25 protein-coding genes and 2 tRNA genes are annotated in these 26,383 nt (G+C 70.1%); 14 read left to right on the top strand and 13 right to left on the bottom strand.

Features of this window, described 5'->3' with window-relative positions:
* Positions 1-65: 65 nt before the first annotated feature.
* Positions 66-1,445, bottom strand: coding sequence for a nicotinate phosphoribosyltransferase (locus JOF44_RS05215; protein ID WP_209888191.1), 1,380 nt, complete (start codon positions 1,443-1,445; stop codon positions 66-68).
* A 121-nt stretch (positions 1,446-1,566) separates the two neighbouring features.
* Here JOF44_RS05215 and clpS point away from each other — a divergent pair, with 121 nt between their 5' ends.
* The 6 genes from clpS (at position 1,567) to rdgB (ending at position 5,727) form a co-directional block, all read left to right on the top strand.
* Positions 1,567-1,890, top strand: a complete 324-nt coding sequence (gene clpS, locus JOF44_RS05210; RefSeq protein ID WP_209888189.1) for an ATP-dependent Clp protease adapter ClpS — start codon at positions 1,567-1,569, stop codon at positions 1,888-1,890.
* Positions 1,890-2,522: a DUF2017 domain-containing protein gene (locus tag JOF44_RS05205; RefSeq protein WP_209888186.1), complete on the top strand. Its 633-nt coding sequence runs from the start codon at positions 1,890-1,892 to the stop codon at positions 2,520-2,522. Before clpS ends, JOF44_RS05205 begins: the two co-directional genes overlap by 1 nt.
* 135 nt (positions 2,523-2,657) lie before the next feature.
* On the top strand, positions 2,658-3,470 hold the full coding sequence (gene murI, locus JOF44_RS05200; RefSeq protein ID WP_209888183.1) for a glutamate racemase: 813 nt from the start codon (positions 2,658-2,660) through the stop codon (positions 3,468-3,470).
* Positions 3,467-4,264 (top strand): MBL fold metallo-hydrolase, encoded by a 798-nt coding sequence (locus tag JOF44_RS05195; RefSeq protein ID WP_209888180.1) that lies wholly within the window; start codon positions 3,467-3,469, stop codon positions 4,262-4,264. Before murI ends, JOF44_RS05195 begins: the two co-directional genes overlap by 4 nt.
* 69 nt (positions 4,265-4,333) lie before the next feature.
* On the top strand, positions 4,334-5,089 hold the full coding sequence (gene rph, locus JOF44_RS05190) for a ribonuclease PH (RefSeq protein ID WP_209888177.1): 756 nt from the start codon (positions 4,334-4,336) through the stop codon (positions 5,087-5,089).
* Positions 5,089-5,727, top strand: coding sequence for an RdgB/HAM1 family non-canonical purine NTP pyrophosphatase (gene rdgB / locus JOF44_RS05185; protein ID WP_209888175.1), 639 nt, complete (start codon positions 5,089-5,091; stop codon positions 5,725-5,727). Before rph ends, rdgB begins: the two co-directional genes overlap by 1 nt.
* 81 nt (positions 5,728-5,808) lie before the next feature.
* On the opposite strand, the gene JOF44_RS05180 is transcribed toward rdgB, so the two are convergent.
* The 4 genes from JOF44_RS05180 to JOF44_RS05165 form a co-directional block, all read right to left on the bottom strand.
* Positions 5,809-6,351, bottom strand: a complete 543-nt coding sequence (locus JOF44_RS05180; protein ID WP_209888172.1) for an NUDIX hydrolase family protein — start codon at positions 6,349-6,351, stop codon at positions 5,809-5,811.
* The gene (locus tag JOF44_RS05175) at positions 6,348-7,094 is read right to left on the bottom strand and encodes a histidine phosphatase family protein (protein WP_209888169.1); all 747 of its coding nucleotides are present in this window, start codon (positions 7,092-7,094) and stop codon (positions 6,348-6,350) included. Before JOF44_RS05175 ends, JOF44_RS05180 begins: the two co-directional genes overlap by 4 nt.
* A gap of 133 nt (positions 7,095-7,227) precedes the next feature.
* Positions 7,228-8,460: an MFS transporter gene (locus JOF44_RS05170; RefSeq protein WP_209888166.1), complete on the bottom strand. Its 1,233-nt coding sequence runs from the start codon at positions 8,458-8,460 to the stop codon at positions 7,228-7,230.
* 39 nt (positions 8,461-8,499) lie between these two features.
* Positions 8,500-8,581, bottom strand: a tRNA-Leu gene (locus JOF44_RS05165).
* A 145-nt stretch (positions 8,582-8,726) separates the two neighbouring features.
* Here JOF44_RS05165 and JOF44_RS05160 point away from each other — a divergent pair.
* Together JOF44_RS05160 and JOF44_RS05155 are read left to right on the top strand one after the other, a co-directional pair.
* Positions 8,727-9,482 (top strand): SDR family oxidoreductase, encoded by a 756-nt coding sequence (locus JOF44_RS05160; RefSeq protein ID WP_209888155.1) that lies wholly within the window; start codon positions 8,727-8,729, stop codon positions 9,480-9,482.
* A 132-nt stretch (positions 9,483-9,614) separates the two neighbouring features.
* On the top strand, positions 9,615-10,094 hold the full coding sequence (locus JOF44_RS05155; protein WP_209888150.1) for a hypothetical protein: 480 nt from the start codon (positions 9,615-9,617) through the stop codon (positions 10,092-10,094).
* Positions 10,095-10,133: 39 nt separating this feature from the next.
* On the opposite strand, the gene JOF44_RS05150 is transcribed toward JOF44_RS05155, so the two are convergent.
* Positions 10,134-10,571 (bottom strand): YchJ family protein, encoded by a 438-nt coding sequence (locus tag JOF44_RS05150; protein WP_209888147.1) that lies wholly within the window; start codon positions 10,569-10,571, stop codon positions 10,134-10,136.
* A 3-nt stretch (positions 10,572-10,574) separates the two neighbouring features.
* Complete coding sequence (locus JOF44_RS05145; RefSeq protein WP_209888144.1) at positions 10,575-11,471, bottom strand: NAD-dependent epimerase/dehydratase family protein; 897 nt, start codon at positions 11,469-11,471, stop codon at positions 10,575-10,577.
* Between the two features lie 211 nt (positions 11,472-11,682).
* Here JOF44_RS05145 and JOF44_RS05140 point away from each other — a divergent pair.
* Positions 11,683-11,756, top strand: a tRNA-Lys gene (locus tag JOF44_RS05140).
* 375 nt (positions 11,757-12,131) lie between these two features.
* Here JOF44_RS05140 and JOF44_RS05135 read toward each other — a convergent pair.
* Positions 12,132-12,860, bottom strand: coding sequence for a haloacid dehalogenase type II (locus tag JOF44_RS05135; RefSeq protein WP_209888141.1), 729 nt, complete (start codon positions 12,858-12,860; stop codon positions 12,132-12,134).
* Between the two features lie 295 nt (positions 12,861-13,155).
* Here JOF44_RS05135 and JOF44_RS05130 point away from each other — a divergent pair, with 295 nt between their 5' ends.
* Positions 13,156-15,387: a catalase gene (locus tag JOF44_RS05130; RefSeq protein WP_209888138.1), complete on the top strand. Its 2,232-nt coding sequence runs from the start codon at positions 13,156-13,158 to the stop codon at positions 15,385-15,387.
* Positions 15,388-15,400: 13 nt separating this feature from the next.
* On the opposite strand, the gene JOF44_RS05125 is transcribed toward JOF44_RS05130, so the two are convergent.
* The 5 genes from JOF44_RS05125 to JOF44_RS05105 all read right to left on the bottom strand — a co-directional run bounded on the left by JOF44_RS05125 (position 15,401) and on the right by JOF44_RS05105 (position 21,876).
* The gene (locus JOF44_RS05125; RefSeq protein ID WP_209888135.1) at positions 15,401-15,925 is read right to left on the bottom strand and encodes a DinB family protein; all 525 of its coding nucleotides are present in this window, start codon (positions 15,923-15,925) and stop codon (positions 15,401-15,403) included.
* Positions 15,926-16,173: 248 nt separating this feature from the next.
* The gene (locus tag JOF44_RS05120; protein WP_209888132.1) at positions 16,174-17,790 is read right to left on the bottom strand and encodes an FMN-binding glutamate synthase family protein; all 1,617 of its coding nucleotides are present in this window, start codon (positions 17,788-17,790) and stop codon (positions 16,174-16,176) included.
* A gap of 197 nt (positions 17,791-17,987) precedes the next feature.
* On the bottom strand, positions 17,988-19,796 hold the full coding sequence (locus JOF44_RS05115) for a thiamine pyrophosphate-requiring protein (RefSeq protein ID WP_209888129.1): 1,809 nt from the start codon (positions 19,794-19,796) through the stop codon (positions 17,988-17,990).
* Positions 19,797-20,172: 376 nt separating this feature from the next.
* A complete protein-coding gene (locus JOF44_RS05110; RefSeq protein WP_209888126.1) occupies positions 20,173-20,970 on the bottom strand; it encodes a GAF and ANTAR domain-containing protein in 798 nt (265 codons plus the stop codon).
* A gap of 132 nt (positions 20,971-21,102) precedes the next feature.
* Complete coding sequence (locus JOF44_RS05105; RefSeq protein ID WP_209888123.1) at positions 21,103-21,876, bottom strand: ABC transporter ATP-binding protein; 774 nt, start codon at positions 21,874-21,876, stop codon at positions 21,103-21,105.
* Between the two features lie 354 nt (positions 21,877-22,230).
* On the opposite strand from JOF44_RS05105, the gene JOF44_RS05100 reads away from it, so the two are divergent.
* The 4 genes from JOF44_RS05100 (at position 22,231) to JOF44_RS05085 (ending at position 26,330) form a co-directional block, all read left to right on the top strand.
* Complete coding sequence (locus JOF44_RS05100; RefSeq protein ID WP_209888120.1) at positions 22,231-23,454, top strand: IS110 family RNA-guided transposase; 1,224 nt, start codon at positions 22,231-22,233, stop codon at positions 23,452-23,454.
* Positions 23,455-23,572: 118 nt separating this feature from the next.
* Positions 23,573-24,808 carry an alcohol dehydrogenase catalytic domain-containing protein gene (locus tag JOF44_RS05095; protein WP_209888117.1) on the top strand — a complete coding sequence of 412 codons (1,236 nt, stop codon included), beginning with the start codon at positions 23,573-23,575 and terminating at the stop codon, positions 24,806-24,808.
* Between the two features lie 59 nt (positions 24,809-24,867).
* Positions 24,868-25,767 carry an SDR family oxidoreductase gene (locus JOF44_RS05090; protein WP_209888114.1) on the top strand — a complete coding sequence of 300 codons (900 nt, stop codon included), beginning with the start codon at positions 24,868-24,870 and terminating at the stop codon, positions 25,765-25,767.
* A complete protein-coding gene (locus JOF44_RS05085; RefSeq protein WP_209888111.1) occupies positions 25,764-26,330 on the top strand; it encodes a cysteine hydrolase family protein in 567 nt (188 codons plus the stop codon). Before JOF44_RS05090 ends, JOF44_RS05085 begins: the two co-directional genes overlap by 4 nt.
* Positions 26,331-26,383: the final 53 nt, after the last annotated feature.

Genomic DNA, 26,383 nt, shown 5'->3' with positions numbered 1-26,383 from the left:
TCGGCCGGTGATCTGTCGGACTGTGCTGGTCCGTCGGCCGCCGCCGACGGACGACGGACCGCCTGTCAGGGCAGGACGCGGGCGGCCTCGGCGCCGTCGGTGACGGTGGTGATCGCGACCGGACCGTCCGGACCGGCCTCGGCCGCCAGCCCCAGCTCCGCGACCGAGGCCGCGTGCCGCGTGCGGGCCGCCAGCACCCGCTGCGGGGCGCTCAGGGACTCCACCATCTCGCCGCCGAGGATCATCGGGCTCTGCAGGGGCCGCAGGGCGGTCCGCGCCCAGTCGGCGGAGGCCTGCTCCGAGATCAGCTCGGCGGTCAGCTCCCGCTCGAACTCCGCGACCTCCTCCTTGCCGGGCAGCACCAGCTCCGCCCGCGCCTGCCCTCCCACCAGCAGGCGGTAGGCGCTCTTGCCGGCCCCGAGCGTGGCCTTGTCCTGCGACCGCTTGCCGACCGGGCGCATCTGCCCGTCGGCGCCCTCGCGCTCGACCAGCTTGTAGACGAACCCCGGGGCGGGATGCCCGCCCCCGGTGACCAGACGGGTGCCGATCCCGTACCCGTCCAGGGGGGCGTCGCGCAGCTCCTCGACGCGGTACTCGTCCAGATCCCCGGTGGCGGTCACTCGGGTGCCCGTCGCGCCCAGGGAATCCAGCAGGGCGCGCACCTGGTGGGCCTGGGCTCCCAGGTCGCCGGAGTCCAGCCGCACCGCCCCCAGCTCGGGGCCGGCCAGCTCGACGGCCTTGCGCACGGCCGCCTCGACGTCGTAGGTGTCCACCAGCACGGTGGTGCCGACGCCCTGGGAGGCCAGCTGGGCGCGGAAGGCCTCCTCCTCGGTGTCGAACAGCAGGGAGAAGGCGTGCGCGGCGGTGCCCGCGACCGGGATCCGGTAGTGGGCTCCTGCGGCGAGGTTGGAGGTGGAGGCGAAGCCGACGATGTACGCGGCGCGGGCGGCGGCGATCGCGGCGTCCTCGTGGACCCGGCGCCCGCCCATCTCGATGCTGGGACGCCCTCGCGCGGCGGTGATCATGCGGGAGCCGGCCGAGGCGATCCCGCTGTCATGATTGAGGATCGACAGGATCACCGTCTCCAGCATCACGGCGTCCTCGAAGGTGCCCTCCACGCGCAGCACCGGGGAGCCGGGGAAGAACAGCTCCCCCTCCTCGTACCCGTGCACGTCCCCGGTGAACCGGTAGTCCGCCAGGTGCTCGAGCATGGCCGCATCGACCATGCCGGTCCTGCGCAGGTAGCGCAGATCGGCCTCGTCGAACCGGAAATCGGCGATCGCCTCCAGCGCCCGGGCGGTGCCGGCGACGACGCCGTAGCGGCGCCCCGGGGGAAGAGACCGCGTGAACACCTCGAAGACGCAGCGGCGCGAGGCGGTGCCGGCTTCACGGGCAGCGTGCACCATCGTCAGCTCGTAGAGGTCGGTGAGCAGGGCAGAAGTCACAGTGCCCACCGTAATGCGTGGCGGGACCTTCGATGGTCGGGCGCGCCCCGTAGACTCGTCCGCGCCGCGTCCGGCCACCAGCGGACTGATCGGGCGGCGGCGGGACACAGGAGGAGCACGAATGTCGGTTCAGCTGCGGCAGACCGAGCCCGGGACGGGCTCGGTGACCGACCCCTCCGGGAGCGTCCAGCTGGACGTCGAGACGGACGGGCCCTGGGTCGCCGTGGTCTGGAACGACCCCGTGAACCTCATGAGCTACGTGGTGTTCGTCCTGCGCCAGCACTTCGGCTATTCCCGGCTCGTCGCCGAGCAGCTGATGATGCAGGTCCACGAGGAAGGACGGGCCATCGTCTCGCGCGGCTCCCGGGAACGGGTCGAGACCGATGTCCAGGCCATGCATTCCTTCGGGCTGCGCGCGACGTTGGAGAGAGCGGGGGAGGGCTGATGGCCCACGCGTTCCGCCGCCGCCCCGACGGCAGCCTCGCCTGCCGGCTCGACGGCGAGGAGAAGGCGATCATCGCCCAGGTCGCGCAGGAGACCTCGGACCTGATCCGGGCGGACCTCGGCATCGACACGGGGTCCGACCCGCTGCAGCGGGCCGCCGACAGCGAGGACCCGCTGCGCCGGCTGGAGGCCGAGTTCGCCGGTCGCGACCCCCGCGAGCCCGCCGACTCCGCCGTGAAGCGGCTGTTCCCCGCGGCTTCCGAGGACCCGACGCTCGCCGGCGAGTTCCGCCGCTTCGGGCAGCAGGATCTCGCCGACGGCAAGCTCGCCGATCTCCGCACGGTCATGTCGATCCTCGATGCCACCGGCCACGGCCACAGCGAGGTCGTCCTCGACGACGAGCAGGCCATGATCCTGCTGCGCGCCATGAACGACGTGCGGATCGTGCTGGCCGATCGCCTGGACCTCCAGCGCGACGGCGACTTCGACACCGTGCGGATGCTCCAGCAGATCGGTGAGCGCGTGGAGGGCGCGACCGATCCGGACGACGAGCACGTCGGCTCCGACATCGTCATCGCCGTCTACGAGCTGCTGTCCTGGCTCCAGGAGAGCCTGCTCAGAGCGCTCGACTGAGCGTGAGGACCCCGGTCGTCGGGGTCGTCACCGAGGGTCGCCCGACCGTCACCGGAATGTGATCGGACTGTGAAACGGCACGCAGTGAGCGTGCCGTCACTGCCGTCGGCGCGGATCGACACTAACCTTGCGGGGATGAACAACGCGCCGATCGGGATCTTCGACTCCGGGGTGGGCGGGCTCACCGTCGCCCGGGCCATCCTCGACCAGCTGCCGCAGGAGGAGCTGGTCTACATCGGCGACACCGCGCATGGTCCGTACGGGCCCCGGCCCATCGCCGAGGTGCGCTCGCTGACCCTGGACATCATGGACGACCTCGTCGAGCACGGGGTGAAGATGCTCGTCATCGCCTGCAACACCGCCTCGGCCGCGGTGCTGCGTGATGCGCGCGAACGCTACGACGTTCCCGTGATCGAGGTCATCCAGCCGGCCGTGCGCCGGGCGGTCGCCGCCACCCGCAATCACCGTGTGGCGGTGATCGCGACCCAGGGCACCGTCACCTCGCGGGCCTACGAGGACGCCTTCGCCGCCGCCCCCGACCTGGACATCGTCACCCAGGCCTGCCCCCGGTTCGTCGAGTTCGTCGAGAACGGGGTGATCACCGGCGAGGAGCTCATCGACGTCGCCGAGTCGTACCTGACTCCGGTGCGCGAGGCCGGGGTGGACACCCTGGTGCTCGGCTGCACCCACTACCCGATGCTCGCCGGGCCCATCAGCTATGTGATGGGCCCGGAGGTCACCCTGGTCTCCTCCGCCGAGGAGACCGCCCTGGACGTCTACCGTCAGCTGCGCGGCGCCTCCCTGCTGCGCGAGTCGGAGCGGCCGCCGCGGCACGTCTTCGCCCAGACCGCGGAGGGCGCCGGCAGCGAGTCGTTCGTGCGGCTCTCCCGTCGGTTCCTGGGCCCGATGCTCGATGTGACCGCGAGCCTGCCGGTGGTGACGGCATGAGGATCCACGTCATCGGCTGCAGCGGCAGCTTCGCCGGCCCGGAAGGGGCCGCCTCCAGCTACCTCCTCGAGCACGAGGACGCGTCCGGACGCACCTGGCGGGTGCTCATGGACCTCGGATCCGGCGCCTTCGGGCCGCTGCAGTCCGCCATCGACCCCGCGGATCTCGACGCGGTGATCGTCTCCCACCTGCATCCCGACCACTACCTCGACCTCACCGGCCTCGAGGTGTTCTGGGCCTACCACTCCCGCAGCGACCTGCCCCAGCTGCCGATCCACGCGCCGCGGCCGCTGCCGGAGCGGCTCTCCTCGGTGCTGGGACGGACGGGCAACGTCCCGGACGGCGTGGCCTGGGAGCCCTTCACCCATCACGTGCTCGAGGACGAACAGCGCTTCACGATCGGGCCCTTCGACATCCAGGTGCGCGAGGTCCTGCACCCCGTGGAGGCCTACGGTTTCCGCATCACCGCGGGCGGGAGCGTGCTGGCCTACTCCGGGGACACCGACACCTGCGAGGCCCTCGACGAGCTCGCAGACGGCGCCGACCTGTTCCTGTGCGAGGCCGGATACGTCGAGGGCCGGGACGACCGCTTCAGCGGCGTCCACCTCACCGGTCTGCGCGCCGGGCAGGCGGCGGTCGCCGCCCGGGCCGGGCAGGTCGTGCTCACCCATATCGCCGCCTGGACGGACCCGGCGGTCCCGCTGGCCGAGGCCCGCAGCGTCTACGACGGCCCGCTCGAGCTCGCCGCGCCGGGCGCCGTGTACGACCTGGACCGCGCCGACCGTCCGGCGTGATCGGGCGGCCCAGGACCAGCGGCTATCCTCGATCCGTACGCCTGAGCGACACGGAGGAGAACCCGCTCGATGAGCACCCAGAATCCCACCCCCACCGGCGACCGCGTCGACGGCCGCACCCCTGACCAGCTCCGCGAGGTCCGCATCACCCGCGGCTGGCTCGATCACGCCGAGGGCAGCGCCCTGATCGAGTTCGGCCGCACCCGCGTGCTGTGCGCGGCCAGCTTCACCGAGGGCGTCCCGCGCTGGAAGAAGGGCTCCGGCTCCGGGTGGGTCACCGCCGAGTACGCGATGCTGCCCCGCGCGACGAACACCCGCGGCGCCCGCGAGAGCGTCAAGGGGAAGATCGGCGGCCGCACCCACGAGATCTCCCGGCTGATCGGCCGCTCCCTGCGCGCCGTCATCGACCTCGACGCCCTCGGCGAGAACACCATCCAGCTGGACTGCGACGTGCTCCAGGCCGACGGCGGCACCCGCACCGCCGCGATCACCGGCGCCTACGTCGCGCTGGCCGACGCGATCACCTGGGGCAAGCAGCACACGTCCGTGCCCGCGGCCCGCGAGGTCCTCACCGACTCGGTCAGCGCCATCAGCGTCGGGATCGTCGAGGGCCGGGCGCTGCTGGACCTCGAGTACCGCGAGGACGTCGAGGCCGGCACCGACATGAACGTCGTCGTCACCGGATCCGGCTCCTTCGTCGAGGTGCAGGGCACTGCCGAGGGCGCCCCGTTCGATCGTGCGGAGCTGGGTTCGCTGCTGGACCTGGCCACCGGCGGCTGCGAGCAGCTGACGGCGATCCAGCGCGACGTCCTCGCCGCCCCGTGATGACTGTCCCGGCGGCGACCGTCCCGGCCGATGCCCGGGTCATCCTGGCCTCGCACAACCGGGGCAAGCTGCACGAGCTGCAGCGCATTCTGGCCGCGGCGGTGCCGGGGCTCGCGCCGCGCGAGATCATCTCCTCGGCCGGCATCGAGCTGCCCGACGTGGTCGAGGACGCCGTCACCTTCGAGGGCAACGCCCTGCTGAAGGCGCACTCCGCCGCCGCGGCGACGGGCCTGCTGGCCGTCGCCGACGACTCCGGTCTGGCCGTGGACGTGCTCGGCGGCAGCCCGGGGATCTTCTCGGCGCGCTGGAGCGGACGCCACGGCGACGACGAGGCCAACAACGACCTGCTGCTCGCCCAGCTGTCGGACGTCCCCCCGGAGCACCGCCGGGCACGCTTCGTGTGCGCCGCGGCGCTGGTGGCCCCGGACGGCTCCGAAGCCGTCGAGCGCGGGGAGATGCCGGGCCGTCTGCTGCGGGCGCGCCGCGGCGAGGGCGGCTTCGGCTACGACCCGCTGTTCCTGCCCGACGGGCAGACGCGGACCTCCGCCGAGCTCACGGCCGAGGAGAAGGACGCGATCTCGCATCGCGGCATCGCGTTCCGCGCGATCTCCCGCCACGTGGCCCACCTGCTGAGCTGACCCCCGCGAGGCCCGGCGACGGCGGCCGGCAGCGCGCCGCAGGGCCGGCCCCACGGCGCTGGGCCTCCGGGAAGGGGCGATTCAGGCGGCGCCGACATGCGCGAGGGCGCGGCGCACGAGGAGGTCACGTCCCCCGTTCATCTCGCTCAGCGGAGAGGGGTCCGCCAGCAGCTCGTCGATCCCGAACCAGGCCAGGTCCAGGGCGTCCTCCTGCGGGGCGGTCTCTCCGTCGACGGGCACGATGTAGGCCATCGAGATCGCGTGCTGGCGCGGGTCGTGGAACGGGGAGATCCCCGGGGTGGGGAAGTACTCGGCAACCGTGAACGGCACCGGCGAGACCGGGATCCGCGGCAGCGCCATCGGCCCGAGGTCCTTCTCGACGTTCCGGCCTATGGCCTCGCGGATCGTCTCGTGGATCATGACGCGTCCGGAGACGATCGCGCGCACGATCTGCCCGTCCCCGGAGGCGCGCAGCAGCAGACCGACCTCGACCACGGACCCGTCGACGTCGGTGCGCACCGGCACCACGTCGACATAAGGGATCGGCAGCCGGCGTCGGAGCTGGGCGATGTCCTCGGGCTCGAACCAGGCGCCCTCGGCGTCCACGGCGGTGCGGTTGTTCATCGCGGTCCTCCTTCGGAGTGAACGGTGGGGGCCCCGGCGCCGTCGGACGCGGCGCCGTCGGATGCGGCGCCATCGGGTGCGGCGTCGGCCCGCGTCGGAGAGGTCGCCGCGAGCTGGGCCGGCGCCAGCTGACCCTTCTCGACGAAGAAGCGGGGGTTCTGATCTCGATCGGCGACCTTCACGGCATGGTCGACCTCCACCCCGGCGATCATCCGCACCCGCCAGGTGGTGGCCTCGAGCTCGACGGTCGACAGGGTCGCGTTGGGGATCGAGGGCAGCGGCTGCTCGATGATCCCCGAGAGGATGAATCGGATCAGGGTGCCGTGGGCGATGACCAGAACCTTCTGGCCCGGGTAGCGCTCCTCGAGCGCCTCGAGGGCGTCGTAGCCGCGGTCGGCGACGGCCTGGTGGTCCTCGCGGCCGGGGAAGGAGCGATCGGGGTAGTGCCGCTCCATCTCCTCGACCGGTCGCCCTTCGGCCGCGCCCCAGTCGATCTCGACCAAGCGGGCGTCGGTGCCCCCGAACGGGATCGCGTGGTCCTCGCCGATGATCCGGCCGGTCTGCTCGGCGCGCTGCAGCGGCGAGGAGATGATCACATCCCAATCCACCGGCGGCAGCCGGTCGAAGGCGCGGTGGGCCTGCTCGATCCCGGTGTCGTTCAGGGGGATGTCCGAGGACCCCTGGAAGAGGTTCTGCAGGTTGTAGTCCGTCTGCCCATGGCGGACGAGCCCGAACAGGGTCATGGGGCGTCTCCTCCGGTCGCGAATGCTGTGGGCGCGGGAGAGCGCCGGAATCGGCTCCGGACCCTCGTGCCCCGACCCATGCTAGCGAGGCATCGGCGGGACCTCGTGCCGGGCTGCGCCGACCGGGCCGACGTCATGAGGGCCCGAGCGCCCGGGACCGCAGCCCGATGATCCCTTGGAGGAGGACTGTCGCCCCGAGTCCGCACAGGGGGACCAGCGTCGAGCGCGTCGCCTCGAGTGCGGCTCCGAAGAGCAGGGGACCGAGCGCCGCGAGGGCGATGCCGACGGTGAACGTCAGCGCCGAGACGGAGGCCGCGTGATCCGGGGACGAGGCGTACTGGACGACTCTGTCGTAAGAGATCCCGAGGCACAGCCCTTGGGAGATGCCGAGGAGCACGGCGATGGCGATGGGCGCGGACGACCCGGTCACGACGAGCAGGACGATGCCCGCGAGAGCGACCAGCGGTGCCAGGAGCACCAGGAGGCGAGAGCCGGGTCGACGCAGGAGGATCGGCGCGGCGAAGGAGAAGGGGATCGCCGCGATGCTCACCAGCGAGGCGGCGGCACCCGCCGGAGCCGTCCCCGTCCCGCCGAGGACCAGCACGGTGGGCAGCCAGGTCGAGGTGGTGTAGAAGGTGAGGGACGTCAGCCCCATGTACAGCGCGAGCTGCCAGACGCCCGGATCGGAGATCACCGCCGGGGTCGCGCCGGTCGCGTCGGTGTCGTGGGCGCCGTTGATCGGCTCCGGGACGCGGGCGGCATGCAGATCCCGGGTGCGGGCGATCCACAGCGCCCAGGCCGCGATGACGCACAGGGACCACAGCGCGAGGGCCCCGGCCCAGTCGAGACCGGCGACATGCATGAGCGGAACGGTCAGGGCCAGGGCGAGGGCCGGGCCCACGCTCAGCGACATCGAGTACGTGGCGGTCAGCGCGGGTCGGTCCGCGCGCCTGGCGGAACTGATCGTCGCCGGTCCCAGCACCGTTGCCACCGCGATGCCGAGCCCGAGCAGCACCGTCCCTGCCACCAGCGGGACGTCCCCGGGGAGCGACCGCACCAGGACCCCGACGGCGACGACGGCCAGGGCGAGACCCACCGCCCGGTCCCGTCCGAGCCGCCGGGCGATGCGCGGCGAGACGGGAGCGGCGACGAGCGTGAGGGCGAGGGGGATCGCCGTGAGCAGCGAGAGGAAGGTCTCCCCGTGGCCCGTCACCTCGCCGATCCGGGGAAGAACAGGTCCCAGGGAGGTCGTCGGGATTCTCAGACTGAGGGCGAGCAGGCAGGTCGCCGCGAGGCCCAGCAGCAGGGAACCGCCATGCGCCGAGGACCCCGCTGCGCTGGATCCGTCACCGTGCTGCGACGACATGGTGACATTCTCCTGCGGGGTGCGGCGAGCTCGGGTGCGTGCGCGAGAGGGGACTCGAACCCCCACGCCCTCGGGCACTGGAACCTAAATCCAGCGCGTCTGCCAATTCCGCCACTCGCGCGCCGGGACAGCTTATCGGCCCTGGAAGGGTGCTCCGGGTAGGCTCGGGGCCCTGGTGGCGCGATGCTCCCTGCCCGCTGCGGGCAGCGCGAGCACCCGTCCCGCCTCCTCGACACGATCCCGTCCCGACCTCACAGGAGACCTCCATGAGCGCCCTCGCAGGCAAGACCGCCGTCATCACCGGATCCTCGCGCGGAGTCGGCGCCGCCACCGCGAAGCTCCTCGCCGAGCAGGGCGCGAACGTCGTGATCAACTACCGCCAGAAGGCGCCCCGGGCGAACAAGGTCGTCACCGAGATCGAGGCCGCCGGGGGCAGGGCCGTCGCCGTCGGCGCGGACCTCACCGACGCCGAGGACGTGAGTGCCCTGATGCAGACGGCCCTCGACACCTTCGGCAGCCTCGACCTGCTGGTCCTGAATGCTTCCGGCGGGATGGAGGCGGACCTCGGCGAGGACTACGCGATGCGGCTGAACCGCGACGCCCAGGTCGCCGCCCTGACCGCAGGCCTCGAGCGCCTCTCCCCGGGGGGCCGCGTCGTCTTCGTGACCAGCCACCAGGCGCACTTCATCGACCAGGTGGAGACCATGCCCGAGTACGAGCTCGTGGCCCGGTCCAAGCGCGCCGGCGAGACCGCCCTGACCGAGCGGCTCGGCGAGATGTCCGAGAAGGGCGTCTCCTTCGTGGTCGTCTCCGGCGACATGATCGAGGGCACCGTCACCGCCACGCTGCTGAACCGCGCGCGTCCCGGTGCGCTCGAGGAGCGTCGCGAGGCCGCGGGCAAGCTCTACTCCGTCGAGGAGTTCGCTGCCGAGGTCGTGGCGATGGCGAGCGCCGACGTTCCGACCGGTCATATCGAGCTGGTCGGCGGCGCCGACGATTTCCTCGCCCGCACCCAGGGCTGAGCCGGCCCGCGGCGGATCCGATCCCGCCATGGAGCAGATCCGATCCCGTCCTGCATCGTGCCGATTCCGGACGGACGGCATGCTCGCGATACGATCGGCGCAATCAAGCCCTGACGACCCCCGGAGGCAGTGGTGGCCAAGAAGAACAGCCTGGACGACATGCGCGACGAGGCGTACCGCCGGCAGGACAACCTGGCGTCGGACATCGACGAGCTGGTCGATCGTGTGAACCCCAAGAATGCGGTGACCCGCTGGAAGAACGAGATCGTCGGCTCGGTGAAGGGTTTTTCCGACGCCGATGACGAGAAGACCTCCTCGGTGCCGCTGACGGCCATCGCTGGAGGCGTCATCGGCGTGGTGGTCCTCGGGGCAGGCGTGGCGATCGCCGTGGTTCTCTCGCGTCGCGAGCCCACCCAGGGCCAGAAGGTCGCCCGGACCATCAAGCAGACCCGGCGTCAGACCGCTCGGTCCGCGAAGGACGTCCGGGCGGCGCTGAAGAAGTCCTCACTGCCCGGCTCCACGGAGGCGGAGAAGTACGCCGGAGAGCTCGACGCCGTCCTGCAGGACGTCGCGAAGAAGGCGGAGAAGAGGTCTGCGGCCGCGGGCCGCTGACCGCGCCGTCTCGGATCCTGTCCGCGCCCCGGGCCCGCCTCAGTGGCGGCTCGGGGCGTTCTTCAGCTCTCCGGACACGTACAGCCACTGGCCGTCCTCGCGCACGAAGCGGGAGCGCTCGCGCAGCTCGCGGCGTCCCTGAGGGGTGCGGGCGATCGCCGTGAACTCCACGATGCCCTCGTCGTCGAAGGGCCCGCCGCCGCTGGTCTCCGTGATCAGCAGCCGCTTCCACTCCATCTCGTCGCCGACGGACCGGGTGAGGTCGCGGAAGGACGGGCTGGTGCTCGGGTGCCAGGTGCGCAGCAGGTGGTCCGCGTCCTGGACCACGTGCGCCGTGAAGCGGGAGCGCATCAGGGCCTCGGCGGTCGCGGCGCGGCGGGCGCCGGCCAGCAGCGGGCCGCAGCAGGCGCCGTGGGCGTCGCCGCTCCCGCAGGGGCAGCGGGACGTGTCGTCGAGGGTGAGAGGCTCGATGCGCATGATTCAGCGCCTCGACCAGCCCGGGGTGGACGGGCCCACCGTCGGCCGCCAACCGGTCTCGGACATGAACCGCAGCGAGGAGACCCGCAGCGAGCGGCGCTGGGTGTCCAACCGGGTGCCGACGATGGCCTGGGTGATCTCCGGGTAGAACTTGGCGGGCGTGGCGACGCCGGCCTCCATGGCAAGGTCTTTCGCCCAGCGGGCTTTGGTGATCGGTTCGCCGCCCACGTTGTAGAAACCGCTGTCGGCGCGCAGCGCCGCCACGAACGCGCGGCCCGCATCCGAATGGTGCAGCAGCGTCACGTAGTTCTCCGGCTTGCCCAGCAGGATCGGATCGCCGTCCCGGGTGGCCTTCAGCGCATGCGTGGTGTGGGGATCGCGGCCGAACAGCTGGCCCAGGCGCAGCACGACGGAGCTGCGATCGGCCGAGGCGAAGTCCACCGCCGCGCGCATCTCGGCGACCCGGGGCCGGAACGCCTGGTTGCGGACGCTCAGGCTCTGGTCCTCGCCGATCCACTCCGACCCGTTGTCCGGATACAGGTAGATGGTGGACTCCTGGATCAGCTTGCGGACGCCGGCCTCGGAGGCGGCCCGGGCGATCGCGACGGAGGCCTCGAGGTGGAGCCTGTCGTCCTCGCGCCAGGACAGCGGTCGCAGCCCGGCCATGCCGACCGGAACGTGGGCGAGCGCATTGACGACCACGTCGTATCCGCGGAAGGCGCGGGCCAGGTCGGAGGGGTCGAACACATCGGCCACGGCGGCGCCGCCGCCGCGACCCTCGATGATCGGGACACCGGAATCGCGTCGGGTGATGCCTGTGACCTCGTGCCCGGCGGCGACGAGCGCCTCCACAGCTTCCTGGCCGAGCACTCCGGTGGCACCGGTGACCGCGATCCTCACGCTGACCTCCTTCGCCGACGGCCCGCGGGGACCCTCGAACGTCGACCTTCCTGGGGGAATGAGTCTATGTGATCGCTCCGGGACTGACCGCCGGAACCGCCGATGCGGAAGGGTCGGGGAGGACGCCGCCCGAGGGGCTGTCGGCTCTCTCACACAGGGGCTCCTCGAGTTGGCGTCACCGCGACAGAGAGGTAAAGTTCTTTTCTGTTCGGCGCCATTAGCTCAGTTGGTTAGAGCAGCTGACTCTTAATCAGCGGGTCCGGGGTTCGAATCCCTGATGGCGCACCGACAGTCGAAGCCCCACCGGATGGCCGGTGGGGCTTCTTCGTGTCGTTGAAGAGGCCGAGGCCGTCGTAGAGGTCTGCCAGCGAGAGGTGGATGGTCGCGGGGGTCGACTTCAAGCGCTCTTGAGCGCAGTGCCTGGCCGCATGAGGATTCGGCATATCGCCGCATACATCGACGATCTCGACGCCGTCGCACTCTTCTCCGGAGTGCTGCTCCAGCTGCAGCATCTGTTCCGCGGGACCGTCCGGCTCCGTTCTCGAACTGATCGCGCGACGAGACCTGGACGCTTCGCCGGTCGGCTCCCTACGACGCCACGGCTCTGCTGCGCGTGAGCGAGGCGGGCATCGCGACTCACCGTGAACAGCCTCTGCGTCCTCACCGGTCGACCCGTGGATGAGGACCTGAGCTTCCGCTGCCGCGGGTCAGCAGGTGGCTCAGCTCGTCCAGGCCATCCGCGACCAGGGTCGGAGGCCTCATCGCGCTCGAGTATGCAGTGGGAGGCGTGCCGCGGCGTATCCACGCGCCGCGCAGGCCGGCGCGCACCGCGCCATCGATGTCCCAGGGATGCACCGCGACCAGCATCGCGTCAGCGGGGGTGACGTCAGCGGCGTCGATCGTGTACCGGTACGCCTCGGGCGCCGGCTTCCAGCACCGCGGACCTCGGACATCCAGCAGCAACTCGAAATGGTCTCGCAATCCTGCGCGTTCCAGCAGGGCTTCGGTGACCGCCACGCTGCCATTGGTCATCGTGACCAGGCGAAACCCGGCCCTGTGCAATGCGCGAACTCCGGCAGGGACATCTGGGTGAACCTCCAGATCGGCGAACCCGGCCACCACATGCTCGATGGCTTCATCGGTCAGCGCCGGGACTTCCATGCCATCCGTCAATGCCCGCAGACCGTCGTGAGCGAGGTCGGCGAAATCGGCATACCCTCCCGCAGCGGTCAGAGCGAACCCATCGCGCAGAACCCCGGCGAACCACCGAGGGAACGCCGTGGGCGACACGCCGACGGACGCCAAGCGGGAGCGCATCCCGGCCATGTCACTGAGCGTCTCATTGACGTCGAACACGAGGACTTTCGGGGCAGGCGGCGCAGTCGGCATGACGCCGACGCTAGCGGTCATTGGTCATGACGTCGTCGTCCTGCTGGGTGGAGTGCGGCTGAGGACGGCATCTGGGTGCTCGATGATGTCGCCGGCCGCCCGGATCGACAGAGGTCGTCAGGTTCTCGCGGGCCACGACACCGTCGGGGGCGCCAGCCCCTTCTCGCGGGCAGACCGCTCGGTCCACGTGCTTCGGCCGTGGTCGGAGGGGACCGTCTTTCGTGCTCGAGCCGGGCGGGCCTACGGTGACGGGAGTCACGGACTTCGTTCGGCCCCCTTTGAGGAGGAGCACGTCATGACGCCTGCGAACAACACCCCCACTCCGGCACCCGGCCGCCCCAGCAGCCGCCCGCCGTCGCTCGGGGAGCCGACCGATCCCACCGGTCCGCTGCCGCCCAAGCCCGACCAGGAAGGGGCCCAGCCACGGACCCCGACGGGGGCGGAGCCCGGGCCCGACCGGTCCACGACCGCGCAGCAGGGCGAGTTCCTGACGACCTCACAGGGCGCGCGGTTGCAGGACACCGATCACTCGCTGAAGGCCGGTCGGCGCGGCCCGGTGCTGCTGCAGGACCACCACCTGCGTGAGAAGATCACCCACTTCGACCACGAACGGATCCCGGAGCGCGTCGTGCACGCCCGTGGTGCCGCCGCGCACGGCGTCTTCGAGGGCTATGGCACCGCGGAGTCCGTGTGCCGGGCCGGTTTCCTCGCGAAGGGGAAGCGCACCGAGGTGTTCACCCGGTTCTCGACCGTCGTCGGCTCCCGGGGCTCGATGGACACCGCGCGGGACACCCGCGGCTTCGCCACCAAGTTCTACACCGACGAGGGCACCTTCGACCTGGTCGCGAACAACATCCCGGTCTTCTTCATCCAGGACGGGATCAAGTTCCCCGATGTCGTCCATGCCGCCAAACCCCACCCGGACCGGGAGATCCCGCAGGCTCAGAGCGCGCATGACACCTTCTGGGACTTCGTCTCCCTCCACACGGAGGCACAGCACCACACCCTGTGGTTCATGGGAGACCGCGGCATCCCGCGCTCCTTCCGGATGATGGAGGGCTTCGGGATCCACACCTTCCGGCTCGCCGACGCCGACGGGGAGACCTCCCTGGTGAAGTTCCACTGGAAGCCGACCCTCGGCGTGCACTCCCTGACCTGGGAAGAGGCGCAGATCCTGGGTGGCGCGGACCCCGACTTCCACCGCCGTGACCTCTCCGACGCGATCGAGGCCGGAGCACACCCCAGCTGGGAGCTCGGCATCCAGGTCTTCCCCGACAACGAGGAGCAGTCCTTCGAGGGCATCGACCTGCTGGATCCCACCAAGTTCGTCCCCGAGGAGCTCGCGCCCGTCCAGCCGATCGGACGCATGACCCTGGACCGCAACCCCAGCAACTACTTCGCCGAGACCGAGCAGGTGGCGTTCAACCCCGGGCACCTGGTGCCCGGCATCGACGTCACCGACGACCCCCTGCTGCAGGTACGGCTGTTCTCCTACGTCGACACCCAGCTGACCCGCCTCGGCGGGCCGAACTTCGCCCAGCTGCCGATCAACCGGGCCCACGCGCCGATCAACGACATGCTGCGCGACGGCTACGGACAGCAGGGCGACTACGCGGGTGTGGCGCCGTACCAGCCCAACTCGCTGGACGGCGGGTGCCCGTTCATGGCCGGGGAGGCGGATGGCGCGTTCACGGATCTGCCCGTGCGGGTGCCCGAGGGCGTGAAGGAGCGGGAGCTCTCGGCGACCTTCGAGGACCACTACAGTCAGGCCCGCCTGTTCTGGCGCAGCATGACGCCCATCGAACGGGACCACATCATCGATGCCTACTCCTTCGAGCTGGGCAAGTGCTACGAGAACGTCATCCGGGAGCGCCAGCTGCAATGCCTGGCGAACATCGACGGCGAGCTGTGCTCCCGCGTCGCCGCGGCGCTGGGGATGGCCGCGCCGGAGCCGACGGTCGCCGCCGACGGCGAGAGCGACGGCCAGGTGGTCACCAGCGGGCCGCTGTCCCAGCTCGGTGGGACGTGGCCGATCGACGGGCGGATGATCGGTATCGTCGTCGACCCTGAGGACGACAACTCCGGCCTGCTGGCGCTGCACGAGAAGATCGTCGCCGCCTCGATGACGCCCCTGGTCATCGCGCCGCACGGCGGTGAGGTGGTTGGAGTCCCCGTGGGCCGCACCTTCGCCACCGCCGCGTCCGTCGAGTTCGATGCGCTCCTGCTGGCGGGCGCCCCTCTCACCGCTCCCGACTCCCGGCCCTCGGTGGACCCGACGGCCGGTGCGCCCGGCTCCGGCGCGATCGAGCCACGGGTCGGGAAGCTGATCGACGAATGCTGGCACCACGCGAAGGCGATGGGTGCCTGGGGCGACGGACGCGGTGCGCTCGAGGCGCACACGGGGTCCGGCGGCGCCGGCATCGTCCTCGGGGACGAGCCGTTCGCGGTGCTCGGAGAGATCCAGTCCCTGTTGGGTGGTCACCGCGTCTGGGAGCGGTTCGCCCCTGCGTCACCCGTGAGATCGTGACGCGCCCCGGGCGCTACTCCTCGCCGGTCCGACCGTCGATGAGTTCACGGATGATGTCGAGGTGGCCGACGTGCCGCGCGTACTCCTGCACGAGATGCAGGAGCACGCGCTCGAGGGTCGCCGGTTCGGCACCGTCCCACCGCGGTCCGGGTCGTCCTTTCTCCTCCAGGGCATGCGCGTCGACGATGGTCCGGGTGCGATCCGCCTGCGCGCTCAGCGCTCCCAGGAGGTCGGATACCGAATGATCGGGACCGACGTACCAGGCCCCGTCGCGCTCATCGCCCCACGGATCGGCCACGTCGCGCCCTTCGAAGCCCCATTCCAGCCAGCGTCGTTCGACATGGATCACGTGGGAGAGGAGCTGGAGCGGCGTCCACCCGCTGGGCAGGCGGCTGGAGCGGAGCTCGGAGTCGGCGATTCCGTCCAGCTTGGAGACCAGGACCGCGCGGAAGTAGTCCAGGTAGCGGAGCAGGACGTCGTCGCGCGAGGCCGCAGGGGCAGTCGGGGCGGGAAACTCTGGTCTGCGGTCGGCGGTCATCACAAGATTGCTCCCTCTTTCACGTCTCGGTATCGGACTGTACGCAGTGGGCGCACCCGGAGGTAAGAGGTGAGGGCTTCGACCCGGACCCTGCGCGTCAGGGTGAGTTGAGGCCAGAGGCTCATAGCAAGTCCGCTCCCGCAGGGCAGGAACAGGATCAATCACCATGAGTCGTTCTGCGGTTGATCTCGTCATGGCTTCGGAACTCATGGCGGGGCATGGGGCACCGGGCGCTGTGTCGTCACCGATCACCGGCCGTCGGAGGATCCGTCCGAGGCGTCCGTGTCGCGACGATGCTTGCGGTGGCGCTGGTGGGACGGCCGCGCGCCCTGGAAGCGATGGGCGTCGGCGAGCTCCCAATCGTGCGCCCACGCCGAGTCCGACGCGCCGTTGAGCAGTTCGCCCTCGTCCAGCCAGGTGTAGAGCTCCCCGTAGGTCACGACCCGGGCCGGGTCGATGCGTCGCAGCACATGATCCGGACCGAGATCGTCGAACGATTCGAGACCCATCGAGGCCAGCAGCTGCAGGGCCGACTGCACCGTCTCCTGCTGGAAACGCATCACCCGCGGGCCCTTGTCCTCGACGACGACGGCACGGCTGCGACGGTGGTCCTGCGTCGCCACCCCGCTGGGGCAGGTATTCGTGTTGCACCGCTGGGCCTGGATGCACCCGGTGGCCATCATCATCGGACGGGCCGCGTTGCAGAAATCCGCGCCGAGGGCGACTCTCCGGACGATGTCATTGCCGCCTGCGATCTTCCCCGAGCATCCGATCGCGATCCGTTCTCTCAGACCTGTGCCGACCAGCGCGTTCTGAATGGTCATCAGCCCTTCCGACAGCGGTGTTCCCACGTGATCCTCGAGTTCGAGCGGTGCTGCGCCGGTGCCTCCCTCGGCACCGTCGACCGAGATCCAGTCAGGAGTAATGCCGGTCTCCAGCATGGCCTTGCACATGGACAGGACCTCCGCGCGGTCGCCGACGCAGAGCTTGAATCCGACCGGCTTGCCACCGGACAGCTCGCGCAGCCGGGCGATGAAATGCATCATCTGAACAGGGGTGGAGAACGCGGTGTGGGCCGCAGGGCTGACGCAGTCCTCGCCCTGTGCGACGTCGCGTGCCGCGGCGATCTCGGGTGTGATCTTGGCTGCCGGGAGCACGCCGCCCACCCCGGGCTTGGCACCCTGGCTGAGTTTGATCAGAGTTCCTTTGACCTCAGGCTTGTTCGCCTTCCGGGCGTACTCGTCGGGGTCGAAGTGTCCCTCGGAGGTGCGGCAGCCGAAGTAGCCCGATCCGAATTCCCAGATGATGTCGGCGCCGTACTTCAGGTGATATTTGGACAGGCCGCCCTCTCCGGTCTCCTGCGCGAATCCACCCTCCTTGGCACCGTAGTTCATCGCCATCACGGCGTTCGCGGACAGGGACCCGAAACTCATCGAGGAGATGTTGAGCATCGAGGTGTCGTACGGCTGGGTGCAGTCGGGCCCGCCCAGGCGCACCCGAGGCGGTGTCTTCATCGGCTCGAGCGGGCTCGAGGCATGGAGGATGTGGTCGTACCCCGCGCTCGTGATGTCGTTCTGCGTGCCGTACGCATCGTCCGAGCCGAGGCCCTTGGCGCGCCGGTAGATCATCGTGCGGGCGTCCCGGTCGAAGGGGCGCCCGTCGGTGTTGGACTCGATGAAGTACTGCTGGATCTCGGGACGGATCGCTTCGGCCGCCCAGCGGGCGTGGCCCAGCACGGGGTAGATCCGCAGGATGGAGTGCCGGCGCTGCAGGAGATCACGGACGCCGAGCGCCGCGACCCCGACTGTCCCGATCGCGGTGGCCGCCAGCTTCGGGCCGGGACGAGAGGTGCGGAGGGAGCTCATGGGTCCTCGATTCGTTCGTCGTCGAATGCCTGGCACGTCGCGGTGCGCGGAAGCGTCGGTGCGGCCTGGCACCGGGTGCCGGCGCCGACGCCGAGGCAGATTTCTCTGAGAAGGGGGCTGCTCACCGCCGATGGCGTGGCACCGATGGTAGTGGCGGCGATGGGGGAGAGTGAGGCGATCCCGGCCCCGAGGGAGGATCACCGATCGCGATGGAAAGTCTCCCGAGCCTTCGCGAACAGCGCGGCGGCCATGCCCCGCGCCGACTGCGCGATGACGGCGCCCTCCGCGGGGTCGCCCTTGGCCAGCGTCGCGGTCATGTTCTTGGCGTCCTCGAGGGTGATATGAGGCGGCAGCGGAGGGGTGTCGGGATCGGTGCGCACGTCCAGGATGACGGGACGATCCGACGCGAAGGCCCGGTCCCAGGCAGCGGCGACGTCCTCCTTGCGATCCACCCGGATCCCGGTCAGCCCGAGCAGCTCCGCATAGTCGGCGTAGTTCATGTCCTCGAGCAGCTGGCTCGTGTCGTAGCGGGGGTCACCGGCCTGACGCATCTCCCACGAGACCTGGGTGAGATCGTTGTTGTGCAGGACCAGCACGATGAAGCGCGGGTCCTCCCACTCGCGCCAGGAGCGCTTGACCGTGAGCATCTCGTTCATGCCCAGCATCTGGAAGGCGCCGTCGCCGATGGTGCACACGACGGGGCGATCGGGGTGGGCGAACTTCGCGGAGAGGGCGTACGGCATCGAGGCGAGCATCGAGGCCAGCGAGCCCGAGAGGCTGCCCATCATGTCTTGGCCCAGCTTGATGTGCTGGCCGTACCAGTCCGCGGTGCTCCCGGCGTCGGCGGTGATGATCGCGTTCCGCGGCAGGCGCGGATTCAGCGTCTGGTAGACGTACCGGGGATTGACCGGCTCGGCCTCCACGTCCGCCAGGCCGGCGGTGACCTCGTCCCAGTCCTTCATCTGTTCGGCGATGCCGTTCTGCCAGCTGCGGTCGTCATGATGCTGGAGATGCTCGAGCAGTCCGCTCAGGGTCTCCCGGGCGTCCCCGATCAGGTTCACCTCCATGGGGTACCGCAGGCTCAGGTTGTCGGCCTTCAGATCGATCTGGACACCGCGGGCCTGCCCCGTCGGCGGCAGGAACTCCGTGTACGGGTAGTTCGAACCCACCATCAGCAGGGTGTCGCAGTCCTGCAGCATGTCGTAGCTGGGGCGGGATCCGAGCAGGCCCGCCTGCTGCGTGTGGTGCGGCACGTCGCCGGGGACGACGTCCTTGGCCAGCAGCGACGTCACGATGCCCGCGCCCAGACGGTCGGCGACGGCGAGCACCTCGTCGGTCGCTCCCCGGGCGCCCGCGCCGACGAGCAGGGCGATCCGCTCGCCCTCGTCCAGCACCGCGGCGGCTCGCCGCAGCTCGTCCACCGGCGGTCGCAGACGGGTCGAGGGACGCCCGATGCCGGTTCGGGAGACGAAGTGCTCGGCGGTCGGCGTCTCCATCTCGGCGGTCTGGACGTCATTGGGCAGGATCACCACGGCGGGGCAGCGACGGGTGGATGCGATGCGCAGCGCACGGTCGAGGACGAGCTGGGCCTGCATCGGTGTGGTGACGGTCTCGACGTACCCGGCCACGTCCTGGAAGACGCGCTCGAGGTCGATCTGCTGCTGGAAGTCGCTGCCCAGGGAGACGCGTGCCTGCTGTCCCACGAGCGCCAGCACCGGCTGGTGGTCCATGCGGGCGTCGTAGAGGCCGTTGAGCAGATGGACCGCCCCGGGCCCCGAGGTCGCGATGCACACGCCGGTCTCGCCGGTGAACTTGGCATGTGCGGTCGCCATGAATGCGGCGATCTCCTCGTGTGTGGGCCGGATGTACCGGAAGTCCTTGCCGTCCCGCTCGGCGCTCTCCAGAGCCCCGTCGAATCCTCCGATGCCGTCGCCGGGATAGCCGTAGAAGCGGTGCAGGTCCCAGGTGATGAGTCGGTCGATGATGAATTCGCTGACGTTGGCCATGATGTGTTCCCTTCGGGTCGTGACTGGTGCCTGCTGTTCCGTGCGCAGGCGATCGACGGCGCCCGGAGCCAGAGGTCCTCGAAGCTCGCCGTGCCGTGCTCGACGTGGACCTCCCGGCGGTGATCAGCGGAGAACGATGCGGGAGTCTTCCTGCTCTCGAACGTAACCACGGCGCGTGCCCGCGGCAAGGTCGGCGGCATCGCGGGGACCGCAGGGAGCGGATCCTCCGCACCCCCGCATCGCGTGCCAGCACCTCGCTGGCCAGGTGACGGGCCGGGACTCGTTCCCGGATCGTGCCCGGAGGGCAGGTCGGAGCAGGGCCTTCAACCACTCGGTCTACGAAATCGGGTCGCGTGCTCGACGGTCGCCGCAGGGGTCAGCGGGCAGCGTTCGGCGAGGTCCGCACCGAGGGTGCCGGCGACGTCTCCCGGATGCTGTGCAGTTCTCCGCTGGCTACGAGATGCTCGGCGACGGCGATCAGCTTCGTGTTGGTTCGGCTGCTGATCTCGGACAGCATGGAGAACGCCTGGTTGCCGGTGATCTTGTAGCGCTCCATCAGGATGCCTTTGGCCTGCCCGATGAGATCTCGGCTCGCGATCGCTTCGTTGAGCTGGGTCACCTCGCGCGATTCCGCGAAGGCCACGGCGGCGTGCGCTGCCACCAGCAGACCCACGTGCTCGGACTCGTCGGTGAACACATCGGGCCGGCTGGAGTAGAGGTTCAGGGCGCCGAGGTTCTCGTCTTCGACGAACAGCTGGAACGCCAACATCGCGCGGACGCCCGTCTCCGCGGCGGCGCGACGTGAGAAGGCAGGCCAGCGCTGCTCGGTGTTCATGTCCGAGATGCGCACCGTCGTCTCCTCGTAGGCGGCCGAGAGGCAGGGGCCCTCGCGCTCCTCCATCTGGATCGCATCGACCTTGCTCGGCAGATCGCTCGTCGGTGCCTGCGACGACATCGTCGCCCGACCGATGACGATGCTGATCGAGCCGTCCTCGACACCGGGGATCATCTGCACCGCGGCTCGGACCATCGCCTCGAGCAGCTCATCCGCAGAGCGGTCGTACAGGTCCTGTGCGAGATCGGCCAGCTCGACGGCGAGCGGATCCTCGCCGATCGCCTCTCCCTCATTGTGCGAAGAACGGTGTCCCAGACCATCGCCCGTGCGAGATCCCATGACGTCCCCTCTCTGCCATGGACGCGATCGCATCGCATGCCGCCTGATCTATGGGTCACCGGTGCGCATGTCCCCCTGCATTCTACGTCGCGAGGACGTCGCGCACGGAGGCTCGCCGGACGTCGCCTGCGATCAGCGGAACCGCTGCACGGCCTCCGCGGCATTCTCGGCGAGCTCGCGGATCTCTTCGTGCTCGGTGCGGGCGAGCACCTCGGCGACGGTGCCCTGCGCGAGGATCCGACCCTGGCCCAGGAACGCCACCTGCGGGCACAGGCGCTGGACCAGTTCGAGGTCGTGCGACGCGATCAGCACGCCGATGCCCAGGCGTTCGATGATCTCCCGCAGGGTCGCGGAGATCTCTCCGCGCATACCGGGATCCACCGCCGTCAGCGGCTCGTCCAGCACCAGGATCTCCGGCCGGGTGGCCAGCGCCGTGGCCAGCGCGACCCGCTGCGTCTCGCCGCCGGAGAGGGTGCGCATCCGACGAGTCAGGTACCGCTCGTCGAGGCCCACGGTCGCGAGCATCTCGGTGGGAGAGACGGCATGGGTGCGTCCGCCCTTGCGGGCCTCCTTCGCGGCGAGCGTCAGCCGGGAGGAGACCGTCTCCTGGGGGTCGGAGATGGTCATCGCGTACTGGGAGACGAAGCGCACCGCGGCGCCGAAGGCGCGGCGGTCCTTGCCGCGCAGGCGGTGCACGCTGCGGCCATCGAGCGTGACCTGCCCGGCGCTCGGCTTCAGCACGCCGCGGAGCAACCGGACGAGGGTGGTCTTGCCCGCTCCGGAGGGACCGATCAGCCCCAGCGGCGCGGCGCCGGCGCGGAGGGTCAGGTCCACACCGGTCAGCACCGACTCTCCGGGATATCCGGCCTGGAGGGCGGTGGCGGTCAGCGTGGTCGAGGCAGGCATCGGGCTCTTCTCTCGCGGGGCGGGGACGAGGTGCACAGTAACCGGCACAGCTGGGCCGGATCTGCATCGTCGGCGCCGCCGTCCGATCGGTTCGCGGTGTTCCCTCCCCGGTCGACGAGCTCCCCCGTTACCTTGTGAGCACCCCCGATCGCCGGGGGTCTGGTCGCTCGGCCGGGTATGGCTTTGTTGCCCTGCCATCAATGGTCCGGGGGGTGTTGCCGCCCGGTCGAGAGGCACGCGTTGACCGCTGATAGGGACACGGCCCAGCACTGCTGAGGTCTCTTCGTAACGTGGGTGCCGGCATCGGGTGTCAAGACTGCGACCAGCGATGATGCTCCAAGGAAGGACAGCATCATGGACACACGATTTGCGGTCGTCATCGGCCTGGACGTCGGAAAGTCCGGCCACCATGCCTGCGCTCTGGACCCGGACGGGAACAAGCTGTTCGACAAGCCGCTCCCGCAGGACGAGACCAAGCTCCGCGAGCTGTTCACTCAGTTGCAGAAGCATGGCGAGGTACTGATGGTCGTCGATCAGCCCAACACCATCGGAGCGTTGCCGATCGCGGTCGCCAGAGATTCCGGTTGCTCCGTCGCCTACCTACCGGGCCTGGCGATGCGGAAGGCTGCAGACCTCTATCCGGGCAGGTCAAAGACCGACGCGCGGGACGCGTTCATCATTGCCGACACGGCCCGCACCATGCCCCACACGCTTCGCCAGGTCGACCGCGACAACGAGGTTCTCTCGGCGCTCAAGGTCCTCGCCGGCTTCGATGAGGATCTCGCCCACGAGACCACCAGGGCGCTGAATCGGATTCGGTCTCTGCTCACGCAGATTCATCCTGCGTTCGAGCGCGTCTTCGCCGGCGGCAGTCTGGCCACCGGGCTCGTGCTGGACCTGCTGGAGAAGTTTGGCGGCCCGACCAGGTTCAGGGCTGCAGGCCGGGCCAGGGTTCTACGGTTTGCCCGGTCCCGTTCGCGTCGCGATCCCGAAGCGCTGATCGACCAGATCTTCAAGGCGCTGGGCGAGCAGACCGTGGTCGTGCCGGCGACCGCGGCAGTGGAGCTCGTGATCCCCCGAGTCGCTGGTCAAGTGAAGGAACTGAAGGAACAGCGGGCGACAGTGGCGCGGGAGGTCGAGGCCATGCTGGAGGACTTCCCTCTCGCCTCGGTCTTGATGAGCATGCCGGGGATCGGCATCAAGACCGCCGCCCAGATCCTCCTGAACATCGGCGACGGCTCCGCGTTCGAAACCCCCGGCCACCTCGCGGCCTATGCAGGCATCGCGCCGGTCACGCGAAGATCCGGAACCTCGATCCGCGGCGAGTTCCCCGCCAGATCCGGCAACAAACGCCTGAAAAACGCGATGTTCTACTCGGCCTGGGTCGCCTCGAACCACGACCCTGCCTCGAAGGCCTACTACGACCGCAAACGAGCCCAGGGCAAACGTCACAACGCCGCCGTTATCTGCCTGGCCCGCCGCCGCTGCAACGTCATCTTCGCAATGCTCCGCGACGGCACCTACTACCAGCCCCCGAGAACCGTCCCTACCCCTGAGCCGGCCGCCCTCGCGGCTTGACTCGAAACATAGGGACACCCCCCGATGCAGACCTTCCGGTCGACCCTGCAGACATGAGCGCCGCGGGACCCTACGGTGGAAGTTCGCCGCACGGGACCACACCGAGGAGGCGGGACGATTGAGAGCAGTGACATGGCAGGGCCCTGAGCACGTGAGCGTCGAGGACGCCCCCGATCCGATCATCCAGCAGCCCACCGACGCGGTGATCCGCGTGACCTCCACCGCGATCTGCGGATCCGATCTCCATCTGTACGAGGTGCTCGGCCCGTTCATGACCCCGGGCGACGTCATCGGCCACGAACCCATGGGCATCGTCGAGGAGATCGGGGCGGGCGTCACCCACGTGCGACCCGGCGACCGCGTGGTCGTCCCCTTCACCATCTCCTGCGGCCGCTGCACGATGTGCGAGCAGGCGTTGCCGTCCCAGTGCGAGACCACGCAGGTGACCGAGTACGGCACCGGCGCTGCGCTGCTGGGCTATTCGAAGCTCTACGGGCAGGTCCCCGGCGGGCAGGCCGAGTACCTGCGCGTGCCGCACGCGGACTACGGGCTGATGAAGGTCGGCACCGAGCTGCCGGACGAGAACTACCTCTTCCTCAGCGACATCCTCCCCACCGCCTGGCAGGCCGTGCAGTATGCGGGCGTCCCCGAGCACCGCACCCTGGTGGTGCTGGGCCTGGGCCCGGTCGGCCAGTTCAGCGCCCGCATCGGGCGGCATCTGGGAGCGCGGGTGTTCGGCGTGGATCCGGTGCCGGAGCGCCGCGCCCTGGCCGAGCGGTACGGCATCGAGGTGTTCGATCTGTCGGAGGGGACCGTCGGCGAGATCCGGGAGGAGACACAGGGGCGGGGGCCGGACGCCGTCCTCGACGCCGTCGGGATGGAGGCCGAGGACAGCCCCGTCGGCGGACTCGCCCAGACCCTCGTCGGCAAGCTGCCGGACGTCGTCGCCCGACCGCTGATGGAACATGCCGGCGTGGACCGGCTCGCGGCGCTGCACACCGCCCTCGATCTGGTCCGCCGCGGCGGCACCGTCTCCCTCGCCGGCGTCTACGGGGGAGCGGCCAGCCCGATGCCGCTGCTGACCATGTTCGACAAGCAGCTGCAGCTGCGGATGGGCCAGTGCAACGTGCGCAGCTGGACCGACGAGCTGCTGCCGCTGGTCGAGGATCCCGCCGACCCGCTCGGCGTCGGCGACCTCGTCACCCATCGCCTGCCTCTCGAAGAGGCCGCCGTCGGCTACGACCTGTTCCAGAAGAAGCACGACGGCTGCATCAAGGTCGTCCTCGACCCGACCATCGTCCCCGCCCCGACCATCGCCCCCACCCCGACCATCGCCCCCACACAGACGCACTGACCGCGCCGCACCTCCGTGCGACGCGACCGGACCCGCCCTGACCGATCAGGAGAGAACCCATGGCATCCACCGATCAACTCACCGTCGTCGACCCCGTCACCCGTTTTCCGGACATCACCCCGCCGCAGCAGGACCAGAGCGAACCCGGCCTGGACGCCGATCTGATCCCCGGCACCGACCGCGGCGAGGACTCCTACCGCGGCACCGGACGGCTCGAGGGCCGCAAGGCTCTGATCACCGGCGCCGATTCCGGGATCGGTGCCGCCGTCGCGATCGCCTTCGCCCGCGAGGGCGCCGACGTCGCCATGAACTACCTCCCGCAGGAGCAGGAGGACGCCGAGCACGTGGCCGATGTGATCGAGCAGGCCGGGCGCCGGGCGATCCTGCTGCCGGGCGACCTCGTCGACGCCGACGTCTGCCGACAGCTCGTCGAGGACGCGGTCGCCCAGCTGGGAGGACTGGACGCCCTGGTGAACAACGCCGGCCGGCAGATCGCCGTCGAGAGCCTCGAGGACCTCGAGGAGGAGCAGTGGATGACCACCTACGAGGTCAACATCCACGCGATGTACCGGATCACGAAGGCGGCGCTGAAGCATCTCTCGGCCGGCTCCACGATCGTGAACACCACGTCGGTCCAGGCCTACGAGCCCTCGACCACCTTGATCGACTACGCCTCCACCAAGGCCGCGATCAACAACTTCTCCAAGGGCATCGCCCAGCAGCTCGCCCCGAAGGGCATCCGGGTGAACGCCGTGGCTCCCGGGCCGATCTGGACCCCGCTGCAGGTCTCCGACGGTCAGCCGAAGGAGGCGCTGCCGCACTTCGGCAAGAACACGCCGCTGGGCCGCGCCGGCCAGCCCACCGAGCTCGCCCCGGCATACGTCTTCCTCACCTCGCCGGAGTCCAGCTATGTGCTCGGGGAGACCCTGCACGTCAACGGGGGCATGCCGACGCCGTGACCTCGCGACCTGCCGATGCCCTGCTGCTGATCGATCTGCAGGAGGCATTCTTCGCCGGCCCCGCGCTCGCCGAGGCGCGCACCGCGGTCGTCACCGCCGTCGATTCCCTGGCGGCGGCGGCACGCGGCGCCGACGTGCCGATCTTCCTGATCTCCACCGAGCACAGCCGCGACCGCTCCACCTGGACGCTCTCGATGCTCGAGGACGATGAGGGCTTCCTCTTCCACGGGGACCCGGCGACCGACGTCATCGCCGAGCTCGACACCACGGGCATGACCCGGCTCGAGAAGACCCGCGACAGCGCCTGGTTCGGCACCGACCTGCTGCTGCGGATGCACAACCTCGCCGTGAGCAGGGTCGTCATCGCAGGGGTCTCGACACACGCCTGCATCGCCCAGACCGCGCGGGACGCCTACGCGAACAACATCCGCGCCACGATCGTCGAGGACGCGGTGGCCGACGAGCGTCCCGAGCACACGCGGGCCGTGCGGGACCTGCTGATCGGGGACCGGCAGGCCGATCTCGCCGACTCCGCGGAGGTTCTCGAGCGCTGGGCGCGCTGAGCACGGTCAGAGATCGGGGAGCACCATCGCCGCACGGAGCCCGGCGAGCGCCA

This window comes from Brachybacterium fresconis (assembly GCF_017876515.1).
Taxonomy (GTDB): domain Bacteria; phylum Actinomycetota; class Actinomycetes; order Actinomycetales; family Dermabacteraceae; genus Brachybacterium; species Brachybacterium fresconis.
The sequence above is the reverse complement of the archived record's forward strand: the minus strand, read 5'-3'. Positions and strand labels throughout refer to the sequence as shown.